We start from the raw sequence: 13,148 nt of genomic DNA, 5'->3' as shown, positions 1-13,148 counted from the left end.
GTTATGCTCCAGCATGGGTATCATCGTTTCCCGTTTCCCGGTCCGAATCGCCGAGCCGCTGTTCGGCTCGCCGCCGTAGCCTGCCGTAAGCGGTCAGACCGAGGAACAACGATAAGGCGAAGATCAACAGCGCAACCGCCACCACATGCCTGGCCGCGTACCAGAAAATCCGCAGATAAAGCGGCATATCCCCGCTGGCGAAACGATCGCTGACCTGAAAGCTGCTCACCTCGCCTTTGCCGCTGATAATACTGAGATCGCCGTGGATCGCCGCGTTGACCGACGGGTCATTCAAGTCCCGAATCAGTCGCGGCAACTGCCGCGTGTCTTTGGCGGCGACCGCCACGACCACTCTGCCGGGATCCCATGGGGAGCGGAAGCTGAGCAGCCCCCGCCAGTCGCCGGCGCCGGCCAGGTAGGCGCGGGCGGCGGCATCCTGTGGCATCGCGTCGCCATTCAGCCAAGATCGCAGCCGTATCGCATTACTGGGGGGTCGGACGGTAAGCCCGCCGCCGTCTATGTCGAAAGCGCTGCCGGTCATCAGGCCGGGCAAGGGGCTGTCCTGGCCGAGATCGCTGACCACCAGAATATCGTCATGGTCGATATCGCCGTCCGCGGGCATACCAAGCCTGACCTTGACATGTCCCGCCGCCAAACCGGTGGCTTTGCCGGCTCGTACCATCAGGTTGATAAGGGTATAAAGCTCATTCACATCTGGATTGGCCGGCAGCAACAGCGTTGTCTCGGCGAAATCCGCCCGGCGGCTGAAGGGAAACGCCGCCCCGGCGAAATAGGCGAGATTGGGCATCAGCGCGAAATGCCGGTTATGGGGGAAATTTAACGTCGAGTCGGGGTCAATGCGGCTGATCAGGTTGGCCCCCGCTTGCGGTAGACAACCCTTGGCCTTGTCGGGACGCAGATCAAAATAGAAACCCAACTGGTTTTGACTGTAAATGCCGGCGGGATCCAGATAAAGGCTGGCGTGCCGCATAGGTTGGTTTAGCCCCAGCCAACGCCGGATTATCCGTTCCGGCTCGGCGTTGCGCGGCGTCAGGCGCCCCAGAAAACGGCCGTTGAGGGACACCGTCAGGGACGAGTCGGCGGTATCGATTCCCTCGCCCGAGGCGAACACATAGGACAGATTCATTGGCAATGTGGCGCCATCCCACCAGAAAAGGTCCGGCGCAACGCGAAACGTAAGATTGTTGGCGCCATGGTAAAGGCCTTTGGCCGACAACGCGCCCTCGGCGGCAGCAAGCCGGCGCAACGGCACCGGTCCGTCGGCACTCAGCCACGCCGGCGCATCATAATCATGGCGTTGCGCAATGCCATTCATCGGGACCCGCCATTGCGGTCCCTCCGGTAACGGCGCCGTGCTGAGATCCCAGGCGGCCTGGCGTAGCTGAGCCTCATCGTCGCCGCTGACCACCAGTAATTTGAACGTCGGCGCGGAGGGGTTATCAATGATCGTCAACTGCGGCCCGTCGCCGCCAGGCAACACGACACCCGCCACGGTTTGCCCGGACCGGCCAATGATAATGCCGTTACCGGCGGGCAACTGGTCCAGTAATACCGGCAAGTCCACCGCGCTGTTCCCGCTCAGGCTGCCGAGGCCGGAGGCGATGATCGCGGCGGCGGTTATCTCGCTCGCTTGCGGATCGGCGGCCAGCATCAGCGGCAATGACGTGCCGGTCATACTACGGGGATCGAAAAACGGTAACGGGAAACGGCGCAGATTACGACCGCCATTGAGCCAGACGCCCCGGTATTGCAGCGCCGAAGCCGGAGAGATACTGACGCTGAGCCCTTTATCCAATGGCGCCAGGCATTGTCCCTCCGCCGGTTGATCGCTTTGCCCCACCCGGAAGCTGAGATTATTCTGGCCGGTCAGCATCGCGGCCGGAATATCCAACTGGTAGGTATTCTCCCCGCCGGCATCCTGGCCAAGGGGCAGCGTACCCATCGGTTGGCCGTTAAGCATCATGAACAACATCTCGCCCCGCTGGGCCAGTGCCGGCGAAGCGGATACCATGAGCTTTAACTGCGCCTGCTCCACCACCAAATCCTGCGGCAAAGAAAATGACACGCCGGACAATGCCTGATTGCCCTGTAGCGTCATTGCCCGACGTTGCCCCATTTGCGCCAGTGTCAGATCCTCGGTCACCGCGGCTTCCGCCGGTGTCTTGCCGGCTGTTGCCGGGGAGACGGCCGGACCGCCAGGTTCCGTATCCGATGTCGGCGCCAACGGTAAACCGGGGGCATCAAGACGTTCGCCATTGGGCAACGTTAGCGGCGTTTCGCCTTGCGTAGCCGGCTGTGCCATGGCCGGTAGCGTATTCAAGCAATATATTCCGACGCATAACAGTTTAATAAGCCTCGCTCTCATGCCCTCTCTCCCGAACGCAGCGATTTGACCTGCGCGCGGGGACGGGCCCCAAAAAATAATTCCAGTACGCAGCGGGCAATGCCGGCCAGGGCGCGGAGCGGACGATCCCGCCGCCCCGGCGGGGCAATCCAGGCATCGGCACGGGTCAGAACCACGCGGACCAGCTTACGGCGCTGATCCAGGGTCATTGACTTGAAGGCCAATCGGATCTCGTTTTTTCCCATCGCGCTGACACTGACCGGTAACGTGACCTGTTCCCGCTGCAGGTGCAACGTCACCGTCGCGACATTGCCACGCAAATCGCCGGCGCGATAATCGGCCGCCACCCGGACCCCTCCCATGGAAATATCACGGGTCTGCGCCGCAAGCGTGCCGCCGTCCGCCAGGGTCACAACCGCCGGCAAAGCGGCATTGATACGGATAGTCTTGCGAACTTGGCGCGTCTCTTTGCCAACGGCGATGGATGCCAGGAGAATCAGCAGGCTGTAACCGGCCCAACCCAGATTTAACGCGACGACATAAGGATCCACACCCAGCAATTGGCCGGCGGTATAGCGGTAAATGACCCAGGCCATGCCCGCCGCCAGCAGCAACGACGTCACAATGAGCGGCCACACGGTACGATAATCCATATAATCTTTGTCGAGCAGATCGCCTTTATCGGTGACATTGAACTTGCCCAGGCGCGGCGAGATCAGGCTCAACACCGTGGGCAGCACCAAATGAAAGGCCATTACCGCTTCATACACCTCTCCCCAGAATGTATACCGGTAACGACCGACGCTGCGGGAAGTGACATACACCGACATCACCAGATGCGGCAAGGCATAGGCAAAAATCATGCCAGCGGACGAGGCGATGATATTCAATCCCAGCAACATAAATACCAGCGGTGCCGTAAGGAATACGATGCGGGGCAAGCCATACTGAAAATGCAGCATGGCATTGAGATAGCAAAGACGCTGCGGCCAGGTTAACCCCCGGCCGAACAGCGGGTTGTCAATACGGAAAATCTGCGTCATGCCGCGCGCCCAGCGGATTCGCTGATTGACATGCAGCGCCAGTCGTTCCGTCGCCAGTCCGGCGGCCAGTGGAATTGCCAGGAACGCCGAATTCCAGCCCAACCGCTGTAGTTTCAGGGCGGTATGCGCATCCTCGGTGACGGTTTCCACGGCGAAACCGCCAATCTGATCCAACGCCGCGCGACGAATAACCGCGCAGGACCCACAGAAAAACGTGGCGTTCCAATTATCATTGCCCTGCTGCACCGGACCATAAAACAGCGCGCCTTCGTTGGGCACGCGGCGCGCGGCGCTCAGATTACGCTCGAACGGATCCGGGGAGTAAAAGTGGTGGGGTGTCTGGATAAGCGCCAGACGGGGATCCTGTAGAAAACTGCCTACTGTCGCCTGGAGAAAAATACGTGTGGCCACATGATCGCAATCGAAGACGCAAATCAGCTCGCCCCGGGTAAGGGTCATGGCATGATTCAGATTACCCGCCTTGGCATGGCTGTTATCCGTACGGGTGATATAACCTACCCCCGCCTGGCTGGCGAACGCCTCGAATTCCGGACGTTTGCCGTCGTCGAGCACATAGACTTGCAGCTTATCGCGGGGATAATCAATACATTGAGCCGCCAGCACCGTATCCCGGACCACATCCAGGCTTTCGTTATAAGTGGGAATATAGACATCGACGCTGGGCCAGGCCGAGATATCCTGCGGCAACGGCGCGATGCCCCGCCGTAACGGATAACAGGTTTGTAAATAGCCCAGGATCATAATCAACCAGGCATAGACTTCCGCCAAGAAAAGCCCGATACCAAGAATGGCTTCAATCGTTGAGTTGAAATGCAAAGTATGGGTCGCCCGCCAATATAAATAACGCGTTGACATGACGGTGGATAATATAATCATTACCAATAAGCGTTGGCGGCTGGGTTTGTATCCCAATATCATGACAAAAGCAATACTGATCAAGCCCAGTATGTATTGTCGGTTATTGTCCATTGGCGTAATGATTAACAACACCATAATCATAGATGCCATCAGGAGTAAGCATCGCCTCAGAAATATCATCATCATAATTCCAAAAAAATCCGTTACACGCCGTGTATCCACACACGTCATTATGATTGCGGCAGTCAGAGGCCAGACGCTGGTATAGGAATGAAAATGGTACATCTGGTAAACGTTCAAACGCAGCGTCTATATTCTCTAAATACGCCAAGTTGCATCGCGGCGGCGGGCGGGCGACGAATTCGCCGGAACGAACTTGAACCGCCCCATGGCAAGCCTCCGATAAGAAACGGGAGGCCTCTTTTTGTCCCCAGGCGCATAGCCAGCGCCGTGACCGGGATGAGCAAACGCCGCCACAAAAGTCATCCTGAAGTATGATGAGTATAAAATTTCATCCCTAGCGGCCAATATTGCGTGGCGAGTCGTTAACGCCGACTCATTGGGAATTGGCAATCGCCTTGAGCAACGAGCTCAGGGAAATATGATCTATGGCGCGGGAACGGCCGCCATCCACTGTCCGTATTCCGTTTTGCACAGGCGCTGAAGGTGCGGCGGGCTGCGCAAACAAAGAGGCGTCCATCGCGCGGGGCGGTTTGTTATGTTTGGCCATGGCCGGCGCGGCCGCGCCGTCGGAAGCGGCCTGTGCGGCATTTAGGGGTGATACGGCTTTCACCCGCACTGCTTGCGCCGGAGGGGTCCGACTGCCGTCGCCGGCATCGGCGACATGATCGTCGGCGGAGGAAGAGGTTTTTTCGTCTTGTTTACTAAAATCTTGAAAGGCGAAATTCCGCAAACCACTTTTTTCCTTCAGATTGCCAATATCATCGTACATTATTTTTCCCCATTCCTGAATAGACCTTTTCGGCACGCTACAGCTATTTTGCCGATTTGGCTGAAGCCTTTTTTATGCACCGATTTTAGGCCGTCAACCCGCATGTTGAACGCCGGCCGCCAGCGTTTTTTCGGCGTGGAAAATGAAACAGCGCTGAATCGGCCTAAAAACAAATGAAGCATATAGTTTATATGCACAGAAATTCAATCACTCTTATCAATTAATTATCGCTCCAACCATCACCGTCCCTATTTAATGCGCCGCGCCCATAGCAAGCGGGACGTCAATGAATTAAATGCACCCTATTCATAGATGACACCCCAGTAATGACCGTCACCAACCCAGCGTTAATCCCGGCCAATGCCTGACGGACGGGATTGTCACTAAGGGACTACCGGATTAAATCGACATAAAGTCAAAGGGTACCGTTATCAATCCGGCTCATTGCAGTCGGACCAATTTTTTACTGCCGGCATCGCCGGCGCATGGACGATGTTTTGTTCCAGAATGGGCTTCATATGGCGGGCTATCTCTTTGCGCAGCTGTTCATAACGACTACGCATACTGTTGCCATGCCGAAAAACCATTACGATGGTCCGTTTCGGTTCCGGATTGACACAGGGAAGATAAACGCAGCGATCATCCCGCCTGACCGCCAGCTTCGGCATAAAGGTCATTCCGCCGTTGCAGGCAATCATGGTACGCAGCGTTTCCAGATTGGTGGCGGCAAACCGGGTATCTTCCTCGGCGTCGAATTGATAGCAATACCGCATGGCCTGCCACCGTAAACAATTACCTTGATTAAGCATAATCAGTTTATTGCCAGCCAATTTATGCATATCAACTGCGGTTTCCTGCGCCAAAGGATGGTCACGGGTCACCGCCAGCAAAAACGGTTCCTCATACAATGGTAGCTCGGCAAATTGACTGGTTTCGCGCACCATGGCCATAATAGCGCATTCAATCTTGCCGGCTTCCAGCATCGCCAGCAATTGATGCGTTTGTTCTTCATGCAAATAAAGATCGAGATTCGGGAATTTCTGACAAATAACAGGAGATATCAGTGGAATGAGATATGGCGCGATGGTCGGAATAATCCCTATATTGGTCGGACCCTGCATAACGTCTTTTTGTAACGTGGCCAATGATCGCAGCGCCTTGAGTTCGCGTAACACGGCTTTGGTCTGTTCGACCAGTTGTAAACCATTTTGCGTGAAATGAACCTTACGGGTAGTCCTCTCCAGCAATCTTAATCCCAGTTCGTCCTCAAGCTTTCGTATTTGAGCACTTAACGTTGGCTGACTCACATTACATGCATCGGCCGCCCGTTGGAAATGGCGCTTCTCGGCCAGCGCCACCAAGTACTCCAGATCTCGAATATTCATACTTTTCTCCGGGTTTGTCAGCGCCTTCGTCGTCTATCCTTGATGCACAATCGCCTCCCCGCCGGCCATGCAGCGTCAGCGGGAAAACCATACCGGATAGAAAGGCCGCTTGACATCAACACCTTGTCTCAATGTTATAAGAAAGTTATGTACGTTACCTGGCGTTTACCTTATTGTATTTTTTTACCATCGTCCTGTCTTTATATTCTTATCCTGAAGGGAAAAGAATTAGCGTGGGCAGATAAAAAGTTGACAAAAATCACTTCTTAAAGTTCCATTATTCCCTTTCCCGCTCATATGTTTTACGAAAGACAATCTAATTCAAGATTATAAACACCCGCCCTGATGTTATTGAAAAACCCGGCATCATGCCGGCTACAACCTGTTTCCGCACGCACTGCGCATCCCTCGAAACAAGCAATAAACAAGAGAAAAACACCTATCAAAAAATCGTATGAGAATATAAGATTTTACCCGCAACTTATTTTGATAGTTAAAATGTGAATTCTATTAATGAAATCGGAATGCCCTGAAAAACAGCCGCTATCATATATACCTTGTTTGAAGTTAATCAATTGAGGGTAATTATAATTTATGCGCTATTCATTGATGAAACAATCGAGTTTTGTACGCTGAAACGACAGCCCGCCTCAATATGCCTGCTTGTGGAAAATGCCACGCAGCGCAAGAAATCTGAACGAAAAGTCACGTTACGCCCGATGCGTTAGGTCGGAAAACCCCGTTATTACATTAAATTAGTCAGTCATTCTTAAAATTTGCGATGACGCGCCCAAAAGAACTTCTTTCCGTTGTCAAAAACAATTTTCAGGCCGATAAAGTAGCGTTGTGGATTGATCACATAACGTTAAGGGACGCAATATATTGTAACACTTTATGCGGAAGATAATGGCCTTTTTCATAGGCATATTCAATTTGCAAATAGGTTGCGACCAGTGCGATAGTGAGAGATTCCATGCCGGTTTCCCCCGCCGTCAGATTCAAAAACGGAAAATATTTCCTGATAGCCGCCGCCTGATCTGAGGAAATTCCGCCATCGGCATAGGGTCTGCCGAGAATTTCCATCGCTTTCTCTTGCTCGACACCGGCGATATAGGCCAAGCGGGTGATCAGCCTGGGAACGGATGCCGGTAGCGGCGCGGGCAGAGGCGAGCAGGCTAAGCCGGATTGGTTTACGCGTTTGCGTCCTTTCATCCCATCAACTCCTATATGAGGAACACCACCAAGGATTGGTTACTCAAAGCGCATGCGCCTGTAGCATCAGCATCACGCTCACCAAAACAACATTTTGTTAATAAATTTGTTATATTACTTTTCCTCAGGCATGACATCTAAAAAAAGGCGAATCGGCCGCGGGGGTTGGTCCGATCTCACGTCCCTCTGCGTTATCGGCAGGTCAGGCGGATCATTTAGCCTATGGTGTTGTTTTAGTGTTGTATCATCCCATCGATATGTTTCGAGGCGCAGGATTCCCTGGGTTTGTCGTGATTATAACGAACTTAGAACTGGATAACGATCCAGGCCACGCATAACCAGAATAGTGCGCATATGAAAAAAACCGCCAGCCACACCTTGCGCCGCAGGTCGCGCACCCGGCGTATTCGTTCCCTTTTGCTGGCGGGATGGAGAGCGTGATCTCTAAGGGCTTTGTATTTCATGATATTTTTCAATGATGTCATCAGAGTTCCGAATGTAAGGATTTACCCCCGGCAATTCAATCGTCGACCTCTACATATCCCCACGGACTCCATAAGTCCTGTCTATCGATTTCTTTGGCGATGTTATCAGTTAAAACGTTTTTTAACGAAAATATAATTTTCGTTTTATGTTCGTTTTTGCTCTCTATCAAACTTTTTGGGACGCATTTATGCCCTAATAGCGGCACAAGGCACGTTTCGGTGCCGGCTCAATAGAGATAGGAGAGGTTATGACCACGCAATCTCCTTATAATGACACGGATGTGATTATCATCGGCGGCGGCGCGACCGGGGCGGGAATCGCGCGGGATTGCGCCCTGCGCGGACTGAAATGCCTGCTGTTGGAGCGTTTCGATATCGCCAGCGGCGCCAGTGGGCGCAATCATGGACTTTTGCATAGCGGCGCCCGCTATGCGGTAAACGACAGTGAATCCGCACGGGAGTGTATTGCCGAGAATCAGGTGCTAAAGCGCATCGCCCGGCACTGCGTCGAACCGGTCGACGGCCTGTTTATCACCCTGCCGCAAGATTCGCTGGACTATCAACAATTGTTTATCCGTCGTTGCGCCGAAGCCGGCATCAACGCGCAGGCCATTGATCCGGCCGAAGCGCGGCGCCTGGAACCTTGCGTCAACCCCGATCTGATCGGGGCGGTGCGGGTGCCTGACGGCACCCTCGATCCTTTCCGACTGATCACCGCCAATATGCTTGATGCCCGCGAGCACGGCGCGCGTTTTCTGACTTACCATGAAGTGACCGGGTTGATACGCCAGGGCGATCGCGTTTGCGGCGTGCGCGTTTTCGACCACCACACTGGGCAGCAAGGGGAGATTCGTGCGCAGGTGGTGGTGAACGCCGCCGGTATCTGGGGACAGCATATCGCCGAATACGCTGATTTGCCCGTGCGAATGTTTCCCGCCAAGGGCGCCTTACTGATTCTCGGCCATCGGATCAACAACACAGTGATCAACCGCTGCCGGCCGCCAGCCGACGCCGATATCCTGGTGCCGGGGGATACCGTGTCGCTGATTGGCACCACGTCTACCCGGGTGGATTACGATCGCATTGATGAAATGACCGTGACGGAGAAAGAAGTGGATCTGCTTATCCGGGAAGGCAGTCTGCTGGCGCCGGCGCTGGCCACTACCCGACTGCTGCGCGCTTATGCCGGCGTGCGGCCGCTGGTGGCCAGCGATGATGATCCCTCCGGACGGGCCGTCAGCCGTGGCATCGTGTTATTCGATCATGCCGTCCGCGACGGGATGGAAGGCTTCATTACCATTACCGGCGGCAAGTTGATGACTTACCGCCTGATGGCGGAATGGGCCACCGACAGCATTTGCAAAAAGCTGGGCGTGACGGCGACCTGCGCGACGGCCAGCGAACCTTTGCCGGGCTCGCGCGCGCCGGAACAAGAATCCGGCCGGGATCCCTCCCTCCTGCCGGCCAGCATTGCCGGTTCCGCCCGTTATCGCCATGGCGATCGCGCCGATCGCCTGCCCCAGAATAACCGGCTCGATAATAGCCTGGTATGCGAATGCGAGGCGGTGACCGCCGGCGAGGTACGCTACGCCGCCGAGACGCTGGCGGTACGCGATCTGACTGATTTGCGACGCCGGACGCGGGTGGGCATGGGCACCTGTCAGGGCGAATTGTGCGCCTGCCGCGCCGCCGGGCTACTTGCCCGTTTCAACGTCGTCACCGCGCAGCAATCCGTCGAGCAACTGGGCGAATTTCTCAATGAACGCTGGAAGGGCATCAGACCGGTGGCCTGGGGCGATGCGTTACGCGAAAGCGAATTCACCAGTTGGGTCTATCAAGGGTTGTGCGGGCTGGACGCCTGTGACGACGCCAAACGGCGGGAGGCGGATCATGGACTTTGATGTCATAGTGATAGGCGGCGGATTGGCCGGACTCAGCGGCGCCATCCGCCTGGCCGAACACGGCCTGCGCTGCGCAGTGGTCAGCGCAGGCCAAGGCGCGTTGTTTTCGTCTTCCGGGTCCCTCGACCTGCTCTCCCGTCTGCCGGACGGTACGGCGGTGACGTCGCCGCCGGCGGCGCTGCCGGCGCTGGCGCGGATGGCGCCGCGGCATCCCTACAGCATCCTTGGCGCCGAGACCGTCGCAACCTTGGCGCAGGAAGCGCAGGCCCTGCTGGAGCGATGCGGGTTGTCACTGCGGGGTTCCATGGCCCGCAATCATCTACGGATCACGCCGCTCGGCACCCGCCGGGCCACTTGGCTCAGCCCGACCGATGTTCCCATCGTCGAATCCGGCCAAAACCTCCCCTGGCACGCTATTTTGATAGCCGGCATTGAGGGTTTTCTGGATTTCCAACCGGCCCTGGTGGCCGATACGCTGACGCGAGAACAAGGACTCGACGCCCGCGCCACATTGATTCACCTGCCCGTGCTGGATTCGCTGCGCAATAATCCCAGCGAGTTCCGGGCGGTGAATATCGCCCGGCGCCTGGATATCCCCGACAACGCCCAGGCGATGACCGACGAGCTCGTCCGTCTGGCCGGCGATGCCGAAAGCATTATCCTGCCGGCCTGCATCGGACTGGAAGACGGCCGACCGCTGGAACGACTTCGCGCCGCGTTGGGCAGGCCGGTGCATATATTGCCCACGCTGCCGCCATCCCTGCTGGGGGTGCGCTTTTTCCAGGCGTTGCGCCAACGGTTCAACAGGCTCGGCGGGATCTTTATGCCGGGCGACACCGTCCTTAAGGCAAGCATGGCCGGTCGACGGGTAATGGGCCTCTACACCCGCAACCACGGCGATATTATGCTAAAGGCGCGGCAGTTCATTCTGGCCAGCGGCAGTTTTTTCAGCAATGGACTGCTGGCCGAGCGCGAGGGCATCCGTGAGCCGGTATTCAATGCGGATATTCACAGTCTCCCCTCCCGCGGCGACTGGTGTCGAACCGGTTTTTTCGAGCCGCAGCCTTATCGGGAATTCGGCGTTAACACCGACGATCGGTTGCGTCTTATGGCTGAGCGCGAGCCAATGGAAAACGTCTATGCCGCGGGGGCGGTGCTCGGCGGTTACGATCCGCTACAGCAAGGCTGCGGCGCGGGCGTCTCGCTAATCAGCGCCCTGTCTGCCGCGCGCCGGATCCTGGCGTCGGCTAAGGAAATCGCATGAACAGCTCATGGGAAAGCAGCTTCGAGAGCTGCATCAAATGCACCGTATGCACCACCTATTGTCCAGTGGCCAACGTCAATCCCCTTTATCCGGGCCCCAAGCAGGCCGGACCGGACGGCGAACGGCTGCGACTGAAAGATCCCGGTTTGTTCGATGAGGCGTTGCGTTACTGTACCAACTGCAAGCGCTGCGAAGTCGCCTGTCCCTCCGATGTGCCGATAGGCGATATCATCCAACGGGCCAAAGCCCGGTATAGCGAGCATACCCCCTCCCTGCGCGACAGGCTGCTGAGTCATACCGACATGATGGGCCGGCTATCGACCCCATTGGCGCCCCTGGTGAACCTGGGCACCAGCCTGCCGCCGGTCAAACGTCTGCTGGACGGCGCGTTAAAGATTGACCACCGCCGATCCTTGCCGACGTATGCCTTTGGCACCTTTCGCCGCTGGTACCGCCAGCAGGCCGACCAACAGCGGCGCTACCCGGAACAGGTGGCGTTTTTTCACGGTTGCTATGTCAATTACAACTATCCGCAATTGGGCAAGGATTTACTGCGGGTGTTCAACGCGCTGAATGTCGGCGTGCAATTACTCAAGCAGGAAAAATGCTGCGGCGTACCGCTTATCGCCAACGGTTTTATCACCCAGGCGCAGCGGCAGGCCCGAATCAATAATGATGCGTTGCGCGCGGCGGTCCAGGAACAGGGCGTGACGGTGGTGGGCACCTCGTCAAGCTGCATCCATGCCCTGCGCGAGGAATATCCGCATTTGCTGGATGTGGACACATCGGCGGTACGCGATCGGGTGGAACTCGCCACCCGTTATCTCTATCGCCTGCTGGAAGCGGGCAAAACGCTACCGCTTAAGGCTATGCCGCTCCATGTGGCCTACCATACCCCCTGCCATATGGAAAAGCTGGGCTGGAGCGCCTATACGCTGGACCTGTTGCGTCGGATCCCCGGCCTGCGACTGACCGTTCTGGATTCGCGCTGCTGCGGCATCGCCGGCACTTACGGCTTTAAAACGGAAAATTATCCGACGGCGCAGCGCATCGGCGCGCCGCTGTTTAAACAAATTGAAGAGTGCGGCGCCGATTTGGTGGTCACCGACTGCGAAACCTGTAAATGGCAGATTGAGATGTCCACCAGTAAACGCTGCGAGCATCCGATCACAATTTTGGCGCGGGCGCTGGCGGATTAGGCCGGTTTATCCCCTGACGCGCACCGCGTGATTTTCCGGCGCCGCGCATTGCCGCGCCGGTCCGCATCCCTCTGACGCCGACGTGTTTTCGCCGGCGCGTATCGCCACGGCCATTTTCGAAAGTGAAAGAATAATTATCGTTTATAGTCGTTTACGATCATTTTTATGACCTATTGCACACATATTAATTTCGATATTTCTCGTTTTCGCTCATCAACGTTACACTCCTCGCAGACCTAGTCATGCTTTCAGGCTAGGCTTGATCCGGTCACTCCCCGTCTTAACCGGTTATTTCACAATTTGCCAGTAGGACATGCTTATGAGCCAGAAAACGCCAACTTTAAAAGGCCAATGTATCGCGGAATTCCTCGGGACCGCCCTGCTTTTGTTCTTCGGCTGCGGCTGCGTGGCCGCGCTAAAACTGACCGGCGCCAGCTTCGGTCAGTGGGAAATCAGCATTATA

General features: G+C 56.2%; 10 protein-coding genes. 4 read left to right on the top strand and 6 right to left on the bottom strand.

The features are described 5' to 3' along the window. Position 1 precedes the first annotated feature (1 nt). The 6 genes from bcsB to FCN80_RS17290 all read right to left on the bottom strand — a co-directional run bounded on the left by bcsB (position 2) and on the right by FCN80_RS17290 (position 8,321). Complete coding sequence (bcsB, locus tag FCN80_RS17315; protein WP_170975435.1) at positions 2-2,341, bottom strand: cellulose biosynthesis cyclic di-GMP-binding regulatory protein BcsB; 2,340 nt, start codon at positions 2,339-2,341, stop codon at positions 2-4. 41 nt (positions 2,342-2,382) lie between these two features. Beyond that, positions 2,383-4,467, bottom strand: a complete 2,085-nt coding sequence (bcsA, locus tag FCN80_RS17310) for a UDP-forming cellulose synthase catalytic subunit (protein ID WP_306767894.1) — start codon at positions 4,465-4,467, stop codon at positions 2,383-2,385. 376 nt (positions 4,468-4,843) lie between these two features. After that, a complete protein-coding gene (locus tag FCN80_RS17305; protein ID WP_136991426.1) occupies positions 4,844-5,239 on the bottom strand; it encodes a hypothetical protein in 396 nt (131 codons plus the stop codon). A gap of 431 nt (positions 5,240-5,670) precedes the next feature. Next, on the bottom strand, positions 5,671-6,624 hold the full coding sequence (oxyR, locus tag FCN80_RS17300) for a DNA-binding transcriptional regulator OxyR (RefSeq protein WP_136991425.1): 954 nt from the start codon (positions 6,622-6,624) through the stop codon (positions 5,671-5,673). A gap of 855 nt (positions 6,625-7,479) precedes the next feature. Further along, positions 7,480-7,836, bottom strand: coding sequence for a hypothetical protein (locus tag FCN80_RS17295; protein WP_136991424.1), 357 nt, complete (start codon positions 7,834-7,836; stop codon positions 7,480-7,482). Positions 7,837-8,141: 305 nt separating this feature from the next. Further along, a complete protein-coding gene (locus tag FCN80_RS17290; RefSeq protein WP_230492739.1) occupies positions 8,142-8,321 on the bottom strand; it encodes a YmiA family putative membrane protein in 180 nt (59 codons plus the stop codon). A 248-nt stretch (positions 8,322-8,569) separates the two neighbouring features. Here FCN80_RS17290 and glpA point away from each other — a divergent pair, with 248 nt between their 5' ends. The 4 genes from glpA to FCN80_RS17270 form a co-directional block, all read left to right on the top strand. After that, entirely contained in the window at positions 8,570-10,222 is a 1,653-nt protein-coding gene (gene glpA, locus FCN80_RS17285; RefSeq protein WP_136991423.1) for an anaerobic glycerol-3-phosphate dehydrogenase subunit A, read from the top strand. After that, on the top strand, positions 10,212-11,486 hold the full coding sequence (gene glpB / locus FCN80_RS17280; protein WP_136991422.1) for a glycerol-3-phosphate dehydrogenase subunit GlpB: 1,275 nt from the start codon (positions 10,212-10,214) through the stop codon (positions 11,484-11,486). Before glpA ends, glpB begins: the two co-directional genes overlap by 11 nt. Further along, positions 11,483-12,685 (top strand): anaerobic glycerol-3-phosphate dehydrogenase subunit GlpC, encoded by a 1,203-nt coding sequence (gene glpC, locus FCN80_RS17275; protein ID WP_136991421.1) that lies wholly within the window; start codon positions 11,483-11,485, stop codon positions 12,683-12,685. The genes glpB and glpC overlap by 4 nt, the downstream gene beginning before the upstream one ends. A 319-nt stretch (positions 12,686-13,004) precedes the next feature. Next, positions 13,005-13,148 (top strand): aquaporin (locus FCN80_RS17270; protein WP_170975434.1); only part of this gene is annotated, 144 nt, incomplete at its 3' end.

The organism is Martelella alba, from assembly GCF_005217455.1.
GTDB lineage: Bacteria > Pseudomonadota > Gammaproteobacteria > Enterobacterales > Enterobacteriaceae > Acerihabitans.
The sequence above is the reverse complement of the archived record's forward strand: the minus strand, read 5'-3'. Positions and strand labels throughout refer to the sequence as shown.

What these genes read in the sequence shown, in the direction of transcription:
- bcsA (WP_306767894.1), bottom strand. Translation starts at nt 4,467, where the DNA reads ATGATATTTCTGAGGCGATGCTTACTCCTGATGGCATCTATGATTATG.
- FCN80_RS17305 (WP_136991426.1), bottom strand. Translation starts at nt 5,239, where the DNA reads ATGTACGATGATATTGGCAATCTGAAGGAAAAAAGTGGTTTGCGGAAT.
- oxyR (WP_136991425.1), bottom strand. Translation starts at nt 6,624, where the DNA reads ATGAATATTCGAGATCTGGAGTACTTGGTGGCGCTGGCCGAGAAGCGC.
- FCN80_RS17295 (WP_136991424.1), bottom strand. Translation starts at nt 7,836, where the DNA reads ATGAAAGGACGCAAACGCGTAAACCAATCCGGCTTAGCCTGCTCGCCT.
- FCN80_RS17290 (WP_230492739.1), bottom strand. Translation starts at nt 8,321, where the DNA reads ATGACATCATTGAAAAATATCATGAAATACAAAGCCCTTAGAGATCAC.
- glpA (WP_136991423.1), top strand. Translation starts at nt 8,570, where the DNA reads ATGACCACGCAATCTCCTTATAATGACACGGATGTGATTATCATCGGC.
- glpB (WP_136991422.1), top strand. Translation starts at nt 10,212, where the DNA reads ATGGACTTTGATGTCATAGTGATAGGCGGCGGATTGGCCGGACTCAGC.
- glpC (WP_136991421.1), top strand. Translation starts at nt 11,483, where the DNA reads ATGAACAGCTCATGGGAAAGCAGCTTCGAGAGCTGCATCAAATGCACC.